The 18002-nt window shown below is 65.4% G+C and carries 17 protein-coding genes and 1 riboswitch; of the genes, 12 read left to right on the top strand and 5 right to left on the bottom strand.

Annotated features, from left to right (window positions below):
• Positions 1 to 35 precede the first annotated feature (35 nt).
• Positions 36 to 1133 (top strand): serine/threonine protein kinase, encoded by a 1098-nt coding sequence (locus C9I57_RS07465; RefSeq protein WP_107150184.1) that lies wholly within the window; start codon positions 36 to 38, stop codon positions 1131 to 1133.
• On the opposite strand, the gene C9I57_RS07460 is transcribed toward C9I57_RS07465, so the two are convergent.
• From C9I57_RS07460 to C9I57_RS07450, 3 genes are all read right to left on the bottom strand, one after another.
• Positions 1123 to 2586 (bottom strand): coniferyl aldehyde dehydrogenase, encoded by a 1464-nt coding sequence (locus C9I57_RS07460; protein WP_440130186.1) that lies wholly within the window; start codon positions 2584 to 2586, stop codon positions 1123 to 1125. The two genes, C9I57_RS07465 and C9I57_RS07460, sit on opposite strands and share 11 nt — an antisense overlap.
• A gap of 153 nt (positions 2587 to 2739) precedes the next feature.
• Positions 2740 to 4473 (bottom strand): isovaleryl-CoA dehydrogenase, encoded by a 1734-nt coding sequence (locus C9I57_RS07455; RefSeq protein WP_107149990.1) that lies wholly within the window; start codon positions 4471 to 4473, stop codon positions 2740 to 2742.
• 281 nt (positions 4474 to 4754) lie between these two features.
• Entirely contained in the window at positions 4755 to 5693 is a 939-nt protein-coding gene (locus tag C9I57_RS07450; protein WP_107149989.1) for a LysR substrate-binding domain-containing protein, read from the bottom strand.
• 101 nt (positions 5694 to 5794) lie between these two features.
• Between C9I57_RS07450 and C9I57_RS07445 the strand changes: the two genes are divergently transcribed.
• The 6 genes from C9I57_RS07445 (at position 5795) to C9I57_RS07420 (ending at position 11900) form a co-directional block, all read left to right on the top strand.
• Complete coding sequence (locus C9I57_RS07445) at positions 5795 to 6229, top strand: CidA/LrgA family protein (protein WP_018441231.1); 435 nt, start codon at positions 5795 to 5797, stop codon at positions 6227 to 6229.
• Positions 6230 to 6283: 54 nt separating this feature from the next.
• Complete coding sequence (locus tag C9I57_RS07440) at positions 6284 to 7015, top strand: LrgB family protein (RefSeq protein WP_107149987.1); 732 nt, start codon at positions 6284 to 6286, stop codon at positions 7013 to 7015.
• A gap of 96 nt (positions 7016 to 7111) precedes the next feature.
• Positions 7112 to 7220, top strand: a riboswitch (S-adenosyl-L-homocysteine riboswitch).
• Between the two features lie 33 nt (positions 7221 to 7253).
• Positions 7254 to 8675 (top strand): adenosylhomocysteinase, encoded by a 1422-nt coding sequence (gene ahcY, locus C9I57_RS07435; RefSeq protein WP_107149986.1) that lies wholly within the window; start codon positions 7254 to 7256, stop codon positions 8673 to 8675.
• A 160-nt stretch (positions 8676 to 8835) separates the two neighbouring features.
• Positions 8836 to 9189, top strand: a complete 354-nt coding sequence (locus C9I57_RS07430) for a phage holin family protein (protein ID WP_107149985.1) — start codon at positions 8836 to 8838, stop codon at positions 9187 to 9189.
• Between the two features lie 30 nt (positions 9190 to 9219).
• A complete protein-coding gene (gene metF, locus C9I57_RS07425; RefSeq protein ID WP_018441226.1) occupies positions 9220 to 10062 on the top strand; it encodes a methylenetetrahydrofolate reductase [NAD(P)H] in 843 nt (280 codons plus the stop codon).
• Between the two features lie 203 nt (positions 10063 to 10265).
• Positions 10266 to 11900 (top strand): ABC transporter substrate-binding protein, encoded by a 1635-nt coding sequence (locus tag C9I57_RS07420; RefSeq protein WP_107149984.1) that lies wholly within the window; start codon positions 10266 to 10268, stop codon positions 11898 to 11900.
• Here the strand turns inward: C9I57_RS07420 and C9I57_RS32670 are convergent.
• Entirely contained in the window at positions 11867 to 12022 is a 156-nt protein-coding gene (locus C9I57_RS32670; protein ID WP_181321760.1) for a hypothetical protein, read from the bottom strand. The genes C9I57_RS07420 and C9I57_RS32670 overlap by 34 nt on opposite strands.
• On the opposite strand from C9I57_RS32670, the gene C9I57_RS07415 reads away from it, so the two are divergent.
• The 5 genes from C9I57_RS07415 to C9I57_RS07395 are packed head-to-tail and all read left to right on the top strand — an operon-like array spanning position 12021 to position 17146.
• The gene (locus C9I57_RS07415; protein ID WP_107149983.1) at positions 12021 to 13031 is read left to right on the top strand and encodes an ABC transporter permease subunit; all 1011 of its coding nucleotides are present in this window, start codon (positions 12021 to 12023) and stop codon (positions 13029 to 13031) included. The genes C9I57_RS32670 and C9I57_RS07415 overlap by 2 nt on opposite strands.
• A 9-nt stretch (positions 13032 to 13040) precedes the next feature.
• Complete coding sequence (locus C9I57_RS07410; RefSeq protein ID WP_107149982.1) at positions 13041 to 13958, top strand: ABC transporter permease subunit; 918 nt, start codon at positions 13041 to 13043, stop codon at positions 13956 to 13958.
• 5 nt (positions 13959 to 13963) lie between these two features.
• The gene (locus C9I57_RS07405; protein WP_107149981.1) at positions 13964 to 14992 is read left to right on the top strand and encodes an ABC transporter ATP-binding protein; all 1029 of its coding nucleotides are present in this window, start codon (positions 13964 to 13966) and stop codon (positions 14990 to 14992) included.
• Positions 14989 to 16005 carry a peptide ABC transporter ATP-binding protein gene (locus C9I57_RS07400; protein WP_107149980.1) on the top strand — a complete coding sequence of 339 codons (1017 nt, stop codon included), beginning with the start codon at positions 14989 to 14991 and terminating at the stop codon, positions 16003 to 16005. Before C9I57_RS07405 ends, C9I57_RS07400 begins: the two co-directional genes overlap by 4 nt.
• Positions 15998 to 17146: a TraB/GumN family protein gene (locus tag C9I57_RS07395; protein WP_107149979.1), complete on the top strand. Its 1149-nt coding sequence runs from the start codon at positions 15998 to 16000 to the stop codon at positions 17144 to 17146. The genes C9I57_RS07400 and C9I57_RS07395 overlap by 8 nt, the downstream gene beginning before the upstream one ends.
• Positions 17147 to 17240: 94 nt before the next feature.
• Here C9I57_RS07395 and pxpA read toward each other — a convergent pair whose 3' ends face one another.
• A complete protein-coding gene (gene pxpA / locus C9I57_RS07390; RefSeq protein ID WP_107150183.1) occupies positions 17241 to 17993 on the bottom strand; it encodes a 5-oxoprolinase subunit PxpA in 753 nt (250 codons plus the stop codon).
• Between the last annotated feature and the right edge of the window lie 9 nt (positions 17994 to 18002).

Genomic DNA, 18002 nt, shown 5'->3' with positions numbered 1-18002 from the left:
CGCCGGTCCGGCCGCCGTTGCGGCACAATGCCGGAATGAACGACGTCCCTTTTAATTCGCCCGATCCGTCCGATTCGTCGGACTCTTCGAGCGCGCCGAACGCACACCCGCCTGGGCATCCTGCCACGCATCGGCCCGAGGGCGACGATGCGCATCCCTTCACGCGGCTCACGCCCGAATGCGTGCTGGACGCGCTCGACAGCGTCCTCGCGCCGGCCGGACAGCGCACGGATGGGCGGCTGCTGCCGCTCAACAGCTACGAGAATCGCGTTTATCAGGTCGGCGTCGAAGACGGTCCGCCCGTCGTCGCCAAGTTTTACCGGCCCGAACGCTGGTCCGACGAAGCGATCCTGGAGGAGCATGCCTTTGTTGCGGAGTTGGTCGCGCGCGAGATTCCGGCCGTGCCTGCACGCGTAATCGAAGCGAGCACGCTGCACGCGTTCGACGGGTTCCGCTTCGCCGTCTTCGACCGGCGCGGCGGGCGCGCGCCCGAGCTCGAGCGCAGCGATACGCTGGAGTGGATGGGGCGGTTCATTGGGCGTATCCATGCTGTCGGCGGCCAGGCGCCGTATGTTGCGCGACCGTCGCTCGACATTCGCTCGTTCGGCTATGAGCCGCGCGATTTTCTGCTCGAAAGCGGCTTCGTGCCCGTCGACGTTCGGCCCGCCTACGAGGCGGCCGCGGCGCTCGCGCTCGAGGGCGTCGAGCGCGCGCTCGAGGAGGCCGGCGACGTGCGGCAGATCCGCCTGCATGGCGATTGCCATGCGAGCAACGTGCTTTGGACCGACGCCGGCCCGCATTTCGTGGACTTCGACGACAGTCGCATGGGGCCGGCCGTGCAGGATCTGTGGCTCATGCTGCCGGGCGGGCGCGCCGATGCGACGCGCGCGCTGTCCGATTTGCTGGCCGGTTACGAGGATTTTTGCGAATTCGAGCGGCGCGAGCTGCTTCTGATCGAACCCCTGCGCACGCTACGGCTCATTCACTACGCCGCGTGGCTTGCGCGCCGCTGGGACGACCCTGCATTTCCGGCTGCGTTTCCCTGGTTCAACACGCAGCGCTACTGGGAAGCACGCGTGCTCGAGTTGCGGGAGCAAATCGGAGCGATGCAGGAAGCGCCGCTCAGCGCCTGAGCATCAGATTCATTACCATATTGAATCGCCTTCCGTAAGGCGGCAGCAACAGCGCGCGGCCGTTCAAGCGCGCCTGCCTGAACACGGGCTTCATCTTCGAGAATGTCATGAAGCCCTCGTAGCCGTGATACGCGCCCATTCCGCTCGCGCCGACGCCGCCGAACGGCAATCCTTCGCAGACGATCTGCAGCAGGGTTTCGTTGATCGCGACGCCGCCCGATACCGTTTCGCGCAGCACGCGCTCGACCGTCGCGCGTTCCTCGTCGAAGAGATAGAGCGCCAGCGGCCGTTCGCGCGCGTTGACGTAGTGGATGGCTTCGTCGAGCGTGTCATACGGAACGAGCGGCAGCAGCGGGCCGAAGATTTCCTCTCGCATCAACGCACAGTCCGCGGGTGCATTCGTCACGATGCAAGGTGCGACGCGACGGCTCGCCGGGTCCGCGGGAATCGAGGCGTGACGGGGCCGCGTTTGCGCGACCGCGGGCTCCAGTTCCCGATGCAGGTCCCCTTCCGGTCGCGATGATTCCGGCTCGAGCCCGTTCGCCAGCGGCTGCGGCATGTCCGCCAGCAGGTGCACCTGCGCGCCGCCCGTGACGGCTTCGTCGGCGAGATGCACGAGTCGGGAGAAACGCCGATCCGACACGATCGTCGTGTAGTCGCGGTTGTGCGCAAAGTCGGGGTAGAGCTTGGCGACACGGTGTCGGGCGCGTGCGATGAACGCCTCCTCGCTGCCGCGCGGTACGAGCACATAGTCGGGCGCAATGCAGGTCTGGCCGGCGTTGAGCGTCTTGCCCGCGACGATGCTGTCGACGGCGGCATGAAAGCGTGCATGAGGCCCCACGATCGCGGGCGATTTTCCGCCGAGTTCGAGCGTGACGGGTGTCAGATGCTCGGCGGCGCTGCGCATGACCTTTCTGCCGACGGAGGTGGACCCCGTGAACAGGAGATGATCGAACGGCAACGCGCTGAAGGCCGTGCCGACCGAAGCGTCGCCATTGACGACGGCGACATGATCGAGTGCGAAAGTCGCGCCGACGAGCCGCTCCATCAGCGCCGACGTATGCGGGGTCGACTCGGACATCTTGATCATCGCGCGATTGCCGGCCGCGAGCGCGCAGATGAGTGGACCGGCGGCGAGCAGAACCGGGTAATTCCACGGCGCGATGATGCCGATGACGCCGAGCGGCTGCGGCATGACCTCGGCGCGCGCGGGCCGCAGCCAGAGGCCTGTCGCTCGACGTTGCGTCTTCATCCATTGCCGGCCGTGCCTGAGCGCCGAGTCGATCTCGTTTTTCGCGAGCCACAGCTCGGACAGCAACAGCTCGGCCTTCGCGCGCTGTCCGAAATCGGCGCTGAGCGCGTCGGCAAGCGCGTCGCTGTTGTCGAGCAGCATGGCGCGCAGCGCTGTCAGGTGGGCAGCCCGTGCGTCCCACGGCGGATAGGGCTCGCGCATGTGGGCCGCTCGTTGCGCGCGCAACAGCTCGGTGAGCGCCGCGTCATCGGGCAAGTCGTTTTTCATCGTGCGCTCCGAAAGACCTCGGCGCTACTGGCCGAGGAGGGAAAATCGACTCGATGTTGGTCCGGTGTCGGGGTAGCCGCTTTCGACTCAAGGCGCGAATGCTCGCTCGACGATCGCGGCATGATCGAGTCCCCCCGGCAGCGTCCCGTGCACGCGGCCCCATTCGACGGCGCCGCCGGCTGCTGGACCGCCGGGCAAACCGGGCGCATCGGGAAGACGCGTGGCGATGAACGCTTCGGCGCTCGAAGCGGGAGCATGCCGGAGCATCAGTACCGCTTGAGCGCACAGCACCAGCTGCTGTACGAGGCGGCGCGCCAGCGCCTCGCGGGCCTCGGGCGGCGCGGCCAGGGACCACTCGAGGCCGTCCAGCGCCGCTTCCATCGAACGATGACCTTGTGCCTCGCCCCGCCAATGCGCGATGAGGGCCTGCGCGCCTACGGGATCGCGCTCGAGCGCGCGCAGCACATCGAGGCACATGACGTTGCCGGACCCTTCCCAGATCGAGTTGACGGGCGCCTCGCGGTAGTAGCGCGCCATCGGCGCTTCCTCGACGTAGCCGTTGCCGCCGAGCACTTCCATTGCTTCTCCGCAAAACGCCAGCGCGCGCTTGCAGACCCAGAATTTCGCGGCCGGCGTGACGATGCGGCGCCAGGCGCGGTCCACATCGCCTTCGCGTTCGCCGCTACCCGCCTCGGCTGCCAAGTGGGCGTCGAAAGCGCCTGCGAGACGCATGAAAAGCATCGTCGCCGCTTCCGATTCGAGCGAGAGGTCGGCCAGCACATTGCGCATGAGCGGTTGATCGATGAGCAGTCGGCCGAACGCGGTGCGGTGCCGCGCATGGTGGATCGCCTGAACGAGCGCCGCCCGCATCAGCGCCGCGCTGCCGATCACGCAGTCCAGCCGGGTGTAGTTCGCCATCTCGATGATCGTCGGCACGCCCCGCCCGGCCTCGCCGATCAGCACACCGTACGCGTCGAGGAATTCCACTTCGCCGCTGGCGTTCGAGCGGTTGCCGAGCTTGTCCTTGAGCCGGTTCAGCTGTATGGCGTTGCGCTTGCCGTCGGGCGCGAAGCGCGGCACATAGAAGCACGAGATGGCCTCGTCGTCGTCGATGCGCGCGAGGACGAGATGGGCGTCGCATTGCGGCGCCGAGAAGAACCATTTGTGGCCGACGAGCCGGTATGCGCCGCCGCGGCCGCCAGCTTCGAGCGCGTAGGCGCGCGTCTGGTTCGCGCGCACGTCCGAGCCGCCCTGCTTTTCCGTCATCCCCATGCCGACCATCATCGAACGCTTTTCGGCGAGCGGCACATCGCGCGCGTCGTGCTCGCGCGAGTAGAGCTTATCGGCGAGCCCGCTGAAAAGCGCCGGCTCACGGCGCAGCACCGGGATGCTCGCGAACGTCATCGTCAGCGGGCAGAGCGAGCCCGACTCGAGTTGCCCGTGCAGAAAATAGCCGGCGCAACGCGCGGCCATCGCACTGGGTCGCGGATCCGAGAACGGCAGCGCATGGAGCCCTTGCTCGCGCAGCAGCGCGAGGAGACGCTGCCAGCTTGGGTGAAACTCGATCGTATCGATCCGCTCGCCGCGCGGGCTGTACGTGAACAGCTCGGGGGCGTGGCGGTTCGCCTGGCTCCCGAGGGCCAAGATCTCGGGCGTAGCGAGGAGCGCGCCCAGGCCCGCCAGCGCTTCGCCATGCCAGCCGGCACCTTCGCGCTCGACGGCCGCGACGAGGGCCGCATCCGTCGCGTAGAGGTTGTAGTGCTCGAGCGGCGGCGTCTGGTTCGTCACGGCGTGCGTGGCCTGCGGAACCTGCGCTTTCATCGACGTTGTCTCCCGTTATCCCCGTTGTCTTGGCCTTGCTCGGGTTTCTCTGCTTTTGACATGGCGGGCGGCGCCGCGTTTGGGCGTCAACCGGCTTTCGAGCGTTTTACGCGTTTCGCGTTGCCCGTTCGTCGCGGCGTGCATGCCGCCGTCGGGCGTCCCTGCATGATAGGTTCGGTACGGCTGATCCGTTTAGAGGACGGCCTCTGCCGTCGAGTGCCGCAGACGTATGCGCACCGTCTTCATATGCGAAACGCATAGCGGGCAGGAATGGCGCGCACTCATGCCGGGGGCGATTCCGTTCGCATTGGGGAGAGGAGATCGAATTCGGTGGAGACGCGGCCTGGCAACGTTTCGCGCGCGACCTCCAGCCAGGCGCGTGCCGCATGCGAGAGGTAGCCATTGCGGCGCCAGCCGACCGCCATCTCCCACGATATCTCGGGCTCGATGACAGGGCGGCAGGTGAATTGCGCCGCGTCGAGCCGGCGGCAATAGAGCGCGGGCAACAGCGCAATCCCGAGGCCGGCGTGAACCAGCGCCGCCATGAAATCCCAGTGGCCGCTGCGCGCGACGATCGTCGGCGCGAAGCCCGCATCCCGGCAGGCGCGCGTGACGACATCGTTGAGCGCCAGGCTTTCGCCATAGAACACGAACGACTCCGCCGCGAGTTCGGCGAGCCGCACTTCTCGCGCGGCATCCCAGCGTGAGCCGTGGCGCGCGACGAGCCAAAGCGGGTGGCGCGAAATCGGCAGGACGTCGAAAAGCTCGGCATCGACCGGTAACAGCAGGCCCCCGAGCTCGAGCTCGCCCGCGAGCAACGCCGCTTCGATTCCGCGCGAACCCTGCTCGAAGAGCTTGAGCTCGATTTTCGGGTAGCGTCGCTTGAATTCGGCGATCGCGGGCGTGAAGAGGGAGCCCCCCATCGGCGGCGTGCCGATCGTCAGTTCGCCGCGCCCGAGCGTGCCGATATCGTCGAGCTCCGCTTGCAACTGCGCGTGCGCGGCGAGCACTTCCTGCCCGCGCTGAAAGACGATGCGACCTTCATCGGTCAGCACCATCTGACGACCTTCGCGCAAAAGAAGCGGCGCCCCGATCTCTTCTTCGAGCGCTTTCACCATCTTGCTGATGGTCGGCTGAGTCACGAAAAGTCGCTCGGCGGCCGCGGTGAAGCTTTGCTGGCGAACGACTTCGACGAAGTAGCGCAACGCGCGCAATTCCATAAGCTGTTCCAAATTGGAATGGACTCGATGAGTTTAAGTCATTTTATTTATGAAGTCGATGAGCCTACAATTTCGTCATGGAGTCAATAGGGAGTTGTGCGATGTCGGCGATGAAGCGAATGGAAGGCTTGGTGCGCATTGCGGGACAGACGGCGTTTCTGGCCGCGCTGTGGTTCGCGGCCGATTTCGTGTCCCGCCGCCTCGGTCTGCCTGTCCCGGGCAGCGTGCTCGGGCTTGCGGCGCTGCTCGCGCTGCTGCTTTCCGGGCGCGTCGCGCCGCGCTGGGTGAAGGCGGGCGCCGACTGGCTGCTCGCTGACATGCTGCTCTTCTTCGTGCCGGCGGCGGTTGCGGTCGTGCAATACGGCGGCCTCTTCAAGTCGGACGGTTGGCGCCTCGCGCTTGCCGTCGTCGCGGGCACGCTCACGGTGATGGTGGCGGTTGCCGTTACCGTCGACCAGACCGCGCGGCTCGAGCGCCGGCTTGCGCTGCGCCGCGTGCGTGTCTCGCGCCCGCCGGTCGCGCGCAACGCGCACTGAGGCCGGCGGCGAGCAAGAGCGCCGCCGATCGATCCCTGTCACGCTGAGAAGCCGATGATCGCTTCGTTCCATTCGCTGCTGGCCGCCGGCCCCAGGTGGGTCGCCGCCGCCTGCTTCGTGCTGACGATCGTGCTTTACGCGGTCGGAAAGCGGCTGTATGCGCGCGTGAAGAGCCCGTGGCTCACGCCGCTCTTCGTCGTGCCGGCGCTGCTCGCCATCGTCGTGCTGGCGGCGCATATCCCCTATTCCGTCTATTTCGCCGATACGCGCTGGCTCATGTGGCTGCTCGGCCCCGCGACGGTCGCGTTCGCTGTGCCGATCTACGAGTATCGCGAGCTGATCAAGCGTCACTGGCTTTCGCTGACAGCCGGGGTGACGGTCGGGATCGTCGTCGCGGTCTGCGGATCGTTCGCGCTCGCCAAGCTGCTGCACATCTCGCCGGAGGCTTCGCGCAGCCTGCTGACGCGCTCCGTTTCGACGCCGTTCGCGCTGGCCGTCTCCGACGCCATTCATGCGCCGCGGCAACTGACGGCGCTCTTCGTCATCGCGACCGGCATCGTCGGCATCTTCGTCGGCGAGCTCGTGCTCGCGCTGCTGCCGCTGCGCACGCGTCTTGCGCGCGGCGCGCTGTTCGGCGCCGGCGCGCACGGGGTCGGTACCGTCAAGGCGCGCGAGCTCGGCAGCGAGGAAGGCGTGATCGCGAGCCTCACGATGATGATCGCCGGTGTCGTCATGGTGCTGATCGCGCCGCTCATCGAGACGGTGTTCGGCAGCGCCTTCGGTTGAAACGGCGCGTGATCGGTCGGTGGAGCGACCGGTGACGGCTGCGGGCCACATCGATGCGACGCCCGCCCTCCCCGCGTTTTTGCTACAATTTCTGCCGTTTCCGAGGAGCGTTGCGACGGATCACTCCGCCAGGCTCGGAAACTTCAATCGGACCGGTGCGCGCAACTGCGCGTTTCGCGGCTCCATCGAACGGCGCTCACGTCTACTTTTTCTATGACTTTTTAGAAAGGAGGGCGTGATGAACGCCGCTGTCTTCGAATCGAAGCAAGACCAGAATTTCGTCGTCGCCGATCTCTCGCTGGCCGACTGGGGCCGCAAGGAACTGAACATCGCCGAGACCGAAATGCCTGGTCTCATGCAGATCCGCGCCGAATACAAGGCCGCGCAGCCGTTGAAGGGCGCGCGCATTGCCGGCTCGCTTCATATGACGATCCAGACGGGCGTCCTGATCGAGACGCTGACGGCGCTCGGCGCCGAAGTCCGCTGGGCCTCGTGCAACATCTTCTCGACGCAGGATCACGCGGCCGCCGCGATCGCGAAGACGGGCACGCCCGTGTTCGCCTTCAAGGGCGAATCGCTCGACGAGTATTGGGAGTTCACGCACCGCATCTTCGAGTGGCCGAACGGCGAGTTCGCGAACATGATCCTCGACGACGGTGGCGACGCCACGTTGCTGCTGATCCTCGGCTCGAAGGCCGAGAAGGACCGTAGCGTCATCGCGAAGCCGACCAACGAGGAAGAGGTTGCGCTCTACAAGGCGATCGAGCGTCATCTCGCCATCGACGGCACCTGGTATTCGAAGCGTCTTGCGCAAATCCGCGGCGTTACCGAAGAGACAACGACGGGCGTGCACCGCCTCTACCAAATGGAAAAGGACGGCCGGCTGCCGTTCCCGGCGATCAACGTCAACGACTCGGTCACGAAATCGAAGTTCGACAACCTCTACGGCTGCCGCGAATCGCTCGTGGACGGCATCAAGCGCGCGACCGACGTGATGATCGCGGGCAAGATCGCCCTCGTGGCCGGCTACGGCGACGTCGGCAAGGGCTGCGCGCAATCGCTGCGCGGGCTCGGCGCGACGGTCTGGGTCACCGAGATCGATCCGATCTGCGCGCTGCAGGCGGCGATGGAAGGCTACCGCGTCGTGACGATGGAGTACGCGGCCGACAAGGCCGATATCTTCGTGACGGCCACGGGCAATTACCACGTGATCACGCACGATCACATGAAGGCGATGCGCCACAATGCGATCGTCTGCAACATCGGCCACTTCGATTCCGAAATCGACGTCGCGTCGACGCGCCAGTACACGTGGGAAAACATCAAGCCGCAGGTCGATCACATCGTGTTTCCCGACGGCAAGCGCATCATTCTGCTCGCCGAAGGCCGCCTCGTGAATCTCGGCTGTGCGACGGGCCACCCGTCGTTCGTGATGTCGAACTCGTTCGCCAATCAGACGCTCGCGCAAATCGAGCTCTTCACGCGCGGCGGCGAGTACGAGAACGAGGTCTACGTGTTGCCGAAGCACCTCGACGAGAAGGTCGCGCGCCTGCACCTCGCGCGCATCGGCGCGCAGTTGACCGAGCTCTCGAACGAGCAGGCCGGCTATATCGGTGTCGACAAGAACGGGCCGTTCAAGCCGAATCACTATCGTTACTGATCGCCAGTCTCGCGCAAGACAGGGACGGTGCGTCCGTGGCATGCTTCGCCACGGACGCGATCGGCGCCCCGGCTTCGGCTGGGCCTTTGCAATCGGCCGCCTCGACGATCGATGACCGCATACCGGCAACCCTGTCTCGAAAACAACCACTGGAGCTGACATGACCGTGCTGCTGACCTGGGTGATCAATGCGCTCGCCCTCCTGATCATCACGTACATCGTGCCGTCGATTCACATCCGCAGCTTCGGCACGGCGCTCATCGTGGCGCTCGTGCTCGGCCTCATCAACGCCGTGCTGCGCCCCGTGCTGATCGTGCTCACGCTGCCTGTGACGATCGTCACGCTGGGCGTTTTCATCCTCGTCGTGAACGCGCTTTGCTTCTGGCTCGCGGCGTCGCTGTTGAAGGGCTTCGAAGTGTCGGGATTCTGGTCGGCGTTTTTCGGCTCCATCCTTTACAGCATCGTGTCGTGGCTGCTGTCGGCCGTGATACTCGGCAATCGCAGTCTTGGCTGACGGCCGCGGCATTTGGCAAGCGCAGGCAACATGAACCCCATCGAAATCTCTTTCGAATTCTTTCCGCCGAAGACGTCCGAAGGCGTCGAAAAGCTGCGCGCCACGCGCGGGCAGCTCGCGCGACTGAAGCCGAAGTTCGTCTCCGTCACGTTCGGCGCGGGCGGCTCGACGCAAGAAGGCACGCTCGACACCGTCCTCGAAATGGTGAAGGACGGCCTCGAGGCCGCCCCGCATCTGTCTTGCATCGGCTCGTCGAAGGACGATCTGCGCGCGATTCTGGAGCGCTACCGCGCGAACGGCATCCGGCATATCGTCGCGCTGCGCGGCGATCTGCCGTCGGGCATGGTCGAGCTGGGCGAGTGCCGTCACGCGTCGGATCTCGTTTCCTTCATTCGCGCTGAGCACGGCGACTGGTTTTGGATCGAAGTCGCCGGCTACCCCGAGTACCATCCCCAAGCGCGCTCGCCGCGGCACGATCTCGAGAACTTCGCGCGCAAGGTCAAGGCGGGCGCCAACTCGGCGATCACGCAATACTTCTTTAACGCGGACGCGTACTTCCGTTTCGTCGACGATTCGCGCAAGCTCGGCGTCGAGGTGCCGATCGTGCCCGGCATCATGCCGATCACGAACTACACCCAACTCATGCGTTTCTCGGAGAACTGCGGCGCCGAAGTGCCGCGCTGGATTGCGCGCCGGCTCGAAAGCTTCGGCGACGATCGCGAGGCGATCCGCGCGTTCGGACTCGATGTCGTCACGCAGCTTTGCGAGCGGCTCGTGAAAGAAGGCGCCCCGGGGCTGCACTTCTACACGCTCAACGGAGCGGCCGCCACGAAGGCGATTTGCGAGCGGCTCGGATACGGGCACGGCGCGTAAGCGGACCACACTGCTCGAGTAGGCGTGTTCTTATCGAGGAATTGGCGCGAGGGCCGCATCGCCTCGCGCTTTTTTCTTTTTCCGTCCTGACAGTTCGCGGGTTCGATCTTTGCGGCATTGGTATTTTCGACCGCTTGTTCGGGTAATTAAAGCTCAGTAATATCCGCCTACGCCGGCGGAGCCGGCATACGACTGGAGGATATATGAACCAAAACAAACGTTTGCGATTCGCGCGGGCCACCGCCTGCGCGGCCGCAGCCGTGGCGGTATCGCTCGGCGCCGCGACGATCTCGCAGGCGGCGACGATTCCGAACAAGACCCTCGTTTATTGTTCCGAGGGCAGCCCGGCGGGCTTCGATCCCGCGCAATACACGACGGGCACCGACTTCACGGCCAATACGTTTACGGTCTATAACAGGCTCGTCGAATTCGCGCGCGGCAGCACCAATGTCGAGCCGGGGCTCGCGGAGAAATGGGATGTCTCCCCGGACGGCAAAACGTATACGTTCCATTTGCGCCATGGCGTCAAATTTCAGACGACGGCCTATTTCAAGCCGACGCGAGAATTCAACGCGGACGACGTCGTCTTCACGTTTGAGCGCATGCTCGACCCCAACCAGCCGTTCCGCAAGGCCTACCCCGCGACGTTCCCGTACTTCACCGACATGGGTCTCGACAAGCTGATCAAGCACGTCGAGAAGGTCGATCCTTACACCGTTCGTTTCGAGCTGAGCGAGGTCAGCGCCCCGTTCATCCAGAACATGGCGATGGAGTATGCGTCGATTCAGTCGGCCGAGTATGCGGATCAACTGTTGAAGGAAGGCAAGGCGGCCGACATCAATCAGAAGCCCGTCGGCACGGGTCCGTTCATCTTCCACAGCTATACGAAGGATGCAACGATCCGCTACGACGGCAACCCCGACTACTGGAAGCCCGGCGAGGTCAAGCTCTCGAAGCTGATCTTCTCGATCACGACCGATGCGAGCGTGCGCGCGCAGAAGATCAAGCGCGGCGAGTGTCAGGTGATGAGCTATCCGAAGCCCGCCGATATCGCCACGCTCAAGGGCGACTCGAACATCGATATGGCGTCGCAAGCCGGCTTCAATCTCGGCTATCTCGCCTATAACGTGCAGCACAAGCCGCTCGACAATGTCGACGTGCGTCGGGCGCTCGACATGGCGATCAACAAGCAGGCCATCATCGAGTCGGTCTATCAGGGCGCGGGCCAGCTCGCGACGAACCCGATGCCGCCGACGCAGTGGTCGTACGTCAAAGACCTGAAAGCCCAGAAGTACGATCCCGACGAGGCCAAGAAGCTGCTCGCGAAGGCGGGCCATGCGAACGGATTCGATATCACGCTCTGGGCGATGCCGGTGCAGCGTCCCTACAATCCGAACGCTCGACTGATGGCCGAGATGATCCAGGCCGACTGGAAGAAGATCGGCGTCAACGCGAAGATCGTCACCTATGAATGGGGTGAGTACATCAAGCGTGCGCATACCGGAGAGGACGACACCATGCTGATCGGCTGGACGGGAGACAACGGCGATCCCGACAACTGGCTCGGCACGTTGCTCGGATGCGAGGCGATCAACGGCAACAACTTCTCGAAGTGGTGCTACAAGCCTTTCGACGATCTGATCCAGAAGGGCCGCACCACGAACGATAAAGCGCAGCGCACGAAATACTACGAAGAGGCGCAGCGGATTTTCGCGGATCAACTGCCGTTCTCGCCGATCGCGCACTCGACCGTCTATCAACCGACGACGAAGAACGTCGTGGACATGAAGATCGATCCGCTCGGCTACTCGCGCTTCGATGGCGTCAGCATGAAGTAGACGATCGGCGTTACCTTTGAACGGGCGGTGATGCACGACCGCGACACGGATCCGGCGACAGGGGCGGCATGCTCCTCGTCGCCGATCGCGTTTTCTTTCTCGACGATATAGGGACGAACCATGTTCCGATTCGCTTTGCGCCGGATCGGGATGGTGGTGCCGACGTTCATCGGCATCACCATTCTCGCATTCGCGCTGATCCACCTGATTCCGGGCGATCCCATCGAAGTGATGATGGGCGAGCGCGGCGTCGACCCCGCCCTGCACGCGGCCGCGCTGCACCGGCTCGGCCTCGACGAGCCGCTGCCGATGCAGTACCTGCACTATGTCTGGCGGGCGCTGCACGGCAACCTCGGCAGTTCGTTCATCACCGACACGAGCGTGATGGGCGAGTTCCTCGCCCGCTTTCCCGCCACCGTCGAGCTGTCGGTTTGCGCGATGCTGTTCGCGCTCGTCGTCGGCTTGCCGGCCGGCGTGTTCGCGGCGCTCAGGCGCGGCAAGCTGCTCGACCATGGCGTGATGGGCGCCGCGCTCACCGGCTACTCGATGCCGATCTTCTGGTGGGGCCTGATTCTCATCATGTCCTTTTCGGTCACGCTCGGATGGACGCCCGTGTCGGGCCGCATCGCCGTCGAGTACGACATCCCGCGCGTGACGGGCTTCCTCTTGATCGACTCGTTGCTCGTGCCCGATGAAGGCTCGTTCAGGTCGGCCGTGAGCCACCTCATTCTCCCGTCGATCGTGCTCGGCACGATCCCGCTCGCCGTCGTCGCGCGCATGACGCGCTCGTCGATGCTCGAAGTGCTGCGCGAGGATTACATCCGCACCGCGCGCGCGAAAGGGCTTTCGCCCGTGCGCGTGATCGTCGTGCATGCGCTGCGCAATGCGCTGATTCCGGTCGTCACCGTCATCGGTCTGCAAGTCGGCACGCTGCTCGCGGGCGCCGTGTTGACCGAGACATTGTTTTCGTGGCCCGGCATCGGCAAGTGGCTCATCGACGCGATCAGCCGGCGCGACTACCCCGTCGTGCAAGGCGGCATCTTGCTGATCGCCACACTCGTGATCGTCGTCAATCTCATCGTCGATCTGCTCTACGGCGTGCTCAATCCGCGCATTCGCCATACACGCTAAGAGGCTGACATGGCAGACATACAAAACGCAATCCCCGAGGCGATTACGCCGGCGAGCGGCCGCGCGCTGGCCGCTCGCGAGTTCTGGGCGCAGTTCTCGCGCAATCGCGGCGCCGTCGCGGCCGGCATCATCGTCCTCGCGCTCATCGTCGTAGCGATCGCGGCACCCGTCGTCGCGCCGCATAGCCCCATCGAGCAATACCGCGACTTCGTCAAGATTCCGCCCGTCTGGGAGAGCGGCGGCAATTGGCGCTTCGTGCTCGGCACCGACGAGGCGGGCCGCGACATGCTTTCGCGTCTCATCTACGGCGCGCGCATGTCGTTCTGGATCGGCTGCGTCTCGGTCGTCCTCGCGCTGATTCCCGGCATCGTGCTCGGGCTCGTCGCCGCGTTCTTCGAGAAGTGGGCCGATACGCCGATCATGCGTCTGATGGACGTGCTGCTCGCGTTGCCTTCCCTGTTGCTCGCGGTGGCCGTCGTCGCCATCATCGGGCCGGGCCTCCTCAATACGATGCTCGCGATTGCGATCGTCGCGCTGCCGGGGTACGTGCGGCTCACGCGCGCCTCGGCGCAGGGCGAATTGCACAAGGAGTACGTGACGGCCTCGCGCGTGGCCGGCGCCAGCACGCCGAGGCTCATGTTCTCGCAGGTGCTGCCCAACTGCGCCGCCCCGCTGATCGTGCAGGCGACGCTCGGCTTTTCGTCGGCCATTCTCGATGCGGCCGCGCTCGGCTTTCTCGGGCTCGGCGTGCAGCCGCCGACGGCCGAGTGGGGCGCGATGCTCGCCTCCGCGCGCGATTACATCGACAACGCCTGGTGGATCGTCACGTTTCCGGGGCTCGCCATCGTGATCTCGGTGTTGGCCATCAACCTGCTCGGCGACGGCTTGCGCGACGCGCTCGATCCTAAACTCAAGCGGATAGGGTAAAGACGATGACCGACCTTCTCACCATCCGCAATTTGGCCGTCAACTTCGGCGGCGCACCGGCCGTGGACGGCGTCGACCTTGCGATCGCGCCGGGCGAGGTCGTCGGCGTCGTCGGCGAATCGGGCTCGGGCAAGAGTGTGACGATGATGGCCGTGATGGGCCTCATCGACGCGCCGGGCGTCGTGACGGCCGACGAAGTCCGCTTCGACGGCGTCGATCTTTTGCACGCGGCGCCGCGCGAGCGGCGCAAGATCGTCGGCAAGGACATCGCCATGGTGTTCCAGGACGCACTGACGAGTCTCAATCCTAGCTACACGGTCGGCTATCAGATCAAGGAAGTGCTGAAGTTGCACGAAGGGCTGCGCGGAGCCGCGCTGGAAAGACGCGCGCTGGAACTGCTCGATCAGGTCGGCATCCCCGATGCGAAGAACCGCATTGCGGCGTTTCCTCATCAGATGTCGGGGGGCATGAACCAGCGCGTGATGATCGCGATGGCCGTGGCCTGCAACCCGAAGCTGCTGATCGCCGACGAGCCGACGACGGCGCTCGACGTGACGATCCAGGCGCAGATCATGGACCTGCTCGTGCAACTGCAGAAGGAACGCGGCATGGCGCTCGTGCTGATTTCGCACGATCTCGCCGTCGTCTCACAGGTCGCCCAGCGTGTGGCCGTCATGTACGCGGGCGAGGTCATCGAGACGAACCGCGTCCCCGACATCTTCGCGAGCCCCCATCATCCTTACACCGAGGCCCTGCTCGCCGCCATTCCCGAGCATAATCTCGGCGCGAAGCGTCTTGCCGCGTTGCCGGGCATGGTTCCCGGCCGCGAAGACCGGCCGAGCGGCTGTCTGTTCGCCCCGCGCTGCAAGTACGTCGTCGACGATTGCTGGAAGGGGCGGCCGGCCTTGGCGCCGCTCGATCCGCGCAACGAAGGCATGCGCGCGCGCTGCATCAAGCCGCTTAATCTCGATGCCTTACAGTCTGGCATGATGCCGCAAGGGACGTCCACGCAAACGCAGGGAGGCGCACGATGAACGCAGTACACGATGCACCGCGCGCGCCTTCGCGCGATGGCGAGGTGCTCGTCGCCAAGCGCCTCGCGAAGCATTACCCGGTACGCCGGGGGCTCTTCGGCCACGGCACCGTGAAGGCGCTGAACGGCGTGTCGTTCTCGCTGGCGCGCGGTCGGACGCTCGCGGTCGTCGGCGAGTCAGGCTGCGGCAAATCGACGCTGGCGAGGCAACTCACGATGATCGAATCGCCGACGTCGGGCACGCTTGCGATCGAAGGCCACGACGTCGCCGGTGCCGACAAGGCACAGATTGCTGCACTGCGGCGCCGCGTGCAGATGGTATTTCAAAACCCGTTCGCTTCGCTCAATCCGCGCAAGACGGTCGAGCAAACGCTCGGCGAGCCGCTCCTCATCAACGCGCCGATGAGCGCGGCCGAGCGCGCCGAGCGGATCGCGCAAATGATGCGCACCGTGGGGCTGCGGCCCGAGCATGCGAAGCGCTACCCGCATATGTTTTCGGGCGGGCAGCGTCAGCGCATCGCGATCGCCCGGGCGATGATCCTCGATCCGCGCATCGTCGTGGCCGACGAGCCTGTTTCCGCGCTCGACGTCTCGATCCAGGCGCAGATCCTCAACCTGTTCATGGATCTGCAGGATCAATTCAAGACGAGCTACGTGTTCATTTCCCATAACCTGTCCGTCGTCGAGCATATTGCCAACGACGTGATGGTCATGTACTTCGGGGGCGTGGCGGAGCTCGGCGACAAGCGGACGATCTTCGCGAACCCGCGCCATCCGTACACGCGCTCGCTGATGTCGGCGACGCCGGCTATCTTCGAGTGGGACCGGCGCATTCGGATCAAGCTCGAAGGCGAATTGCCGTCGCCGCTCGATCCGCCGTCGGGCTGCACGTTCCACCAGCGCTGTCCGTATGCGATCGAGCGTTGCCGGATCGAAGAGCCCGCGCTCCGAGAAGTCGACGGGCGCCTCGTGTCATGCCATCGCGCCGAGGAGGTGGGGGACGCGGATGCCTGAAGCAGGGGCGGCGCCCAACGCGCGCCGTTCGCGGTATGGCGGGATTACCGTCTGCGCGCGGCCGGCGCGTGCGCTCGCGCTGACGCTCTTGTTGCTCGCCGCCGCCGGACTGTCTCGCGACGGTCCGATCGAGGCCGCTCAGGCCGCGGCAACCATGCTGGGCGCGGTACGGGCTGCCGCTCCGCCCGCTCCCGCGTCACCCGCGCCCACCCGTACGGCCGCGCCTGCCGATCCGTTAACGCCGATTCCCGGCTTCCACGGACCACCGAGCTCGCCGACGACCGTGAGCGGCCCCGTGCGGGCAGAGCCGGCGCATATGCCGTTCTATGTGGCGACGAAGGGTCCCGTCACGATCTATCTGCTCGGCACGCTGCACGTTGGCGATCCTGCCGACTACCCTGTCGGCCAGCCATTCCGACGCCCGATTCTCGCGGCGCTGGCCGCGTCGCCCACGCTTGCTCTCGAGCTTTCGCCCGACGACCTGATCGAGTCGCAGGACGATGTCGCCAAGTATGGCGTCTGCTCGTATGCCTGCCTGCCGCGGCTGTTGCCGGCCTCGTTGTGGAACAAGCTCGCCACGCGACTGCGCGACAATCCGGCCGCGCTGGACGGCATCAAGAAGACGCGGCCATGGCTTGCCGCGCTGCTCGTCGAGACCTATGGCTCGCTCTCGGCGGGGTTGCAGACCGAATACGGGACCGAGGCGCAATTGCAAAACGTCTATCTGCGCTCGCACGGCAAGATCGTGGGCCTCGAGACGCTTGCCGAGCAGATGCGCTCGTTCACGAACCTCACGCACGCCGAGCAGCGCGAAATGCTCGCTCAGGACCTCGCGGAGACGCCCGACGAAACAGTGGCGGATGTAAAGGAACTGCATCGGCTTTGGCGCATTGGCGACGCCGATGCGATTGCCGCCTGGTCGACGGCGAAGACGGAGCGCTTCGCGAGTTCTCAAGCCGTGGCGCGCGCGCTCGACAACCGGATCGTCTATGACCGCAACCGGCGATTCACGACGCGCATGCTGGCAATCGCCGCGCCGAACAAGCCCGTCTTCGTTGCGATCGGCTCGCTGCATCTGGGCGGCCCGAAGGGGGTACTCGCGCTGCTCCGGCAGCGTGGGTATATCGTCGAGGCGAATTGAGGGGGCGCTGACGGCGGTGAGTCCCGGATGGCCTCCCGGGAGTCGAGGCGGCCGGCGATCGCCGACCGTCGAGGGTGCATCGGAATCCGGCCGCTCAGCTGCGCACCGCTGACACCGCATGCACGCCGATGCCGTTCGCTGCGAGCGTCGCCCGCAGCCGCCTTGCGAATTCGAGCGCGTGCGCGCCGTCGCCATGCAGGCAGAGCGTTCGCACATTGAGCGGCACCCAGCGGCCATCCACGGAGCGCACGCGCTTTTCCCGCACCATCGAAAGCACGTGCTCGAGCATTTCCTCCTCGCCTTCGATCAACGCACCACGTTCACTGCGCGGCACGAGCGAGCCGTCGTCACGATAGCCGCGGTCGGCGAAGCCTTCTTCGATCGCGATGAGCCCCGCCTCGCGGGCCGTATCGATGAAACGGCTGTTGGCCAGGCCGAACACCGCGAGCGACGGGTCGAAGTCGTGCACGGCCGAAATGATGGCCTCGGCGATGGCGGGATCGCGCGCCGCCTGGTTGTAGAGCGCGCCGTGCGGCTTGACGTGCACGACGCGCCCGCCCTCGGCCTGCGCGATCGCGGAAAGCGCGCCGAGCTGGTAGAGGATGCCCGCGTAAATGTCGTCGGCGGGCAGATCCATTTCCCTGCGGCCGAAGTTCTCGGGATCGTGAAAGCTCGGGTGCGCACCGATCGCGACACCTTTCGCGAGCGCGAGCCGAACGCAGTCGCGCATCGCGTTCGCGCCGCCGGCGTGCCAGCCGCAGGCGATGTTCGCCGAGCTGACGAGATCGAGCAGTGCCTCGTCGGAACCGCCGCCTTCGCCGAGATCGGCATTCAAATCGATTTCCATGACTTCCTC

This window comes from Trinickia symbiotica (assembly GCF_003028655.1).
GTDB lineage: Bacteria > Pseudomonadota > Gammaproteobacteria > Burkholderiales > Burkholderiaceae > Trinickia > Trinickia symbiotica_A.
The sequence above is the reverse complement of the archived record's forward strand: the minus strand, read 5'-3'. Positions and strand labels throughout refer to the sequence as shown.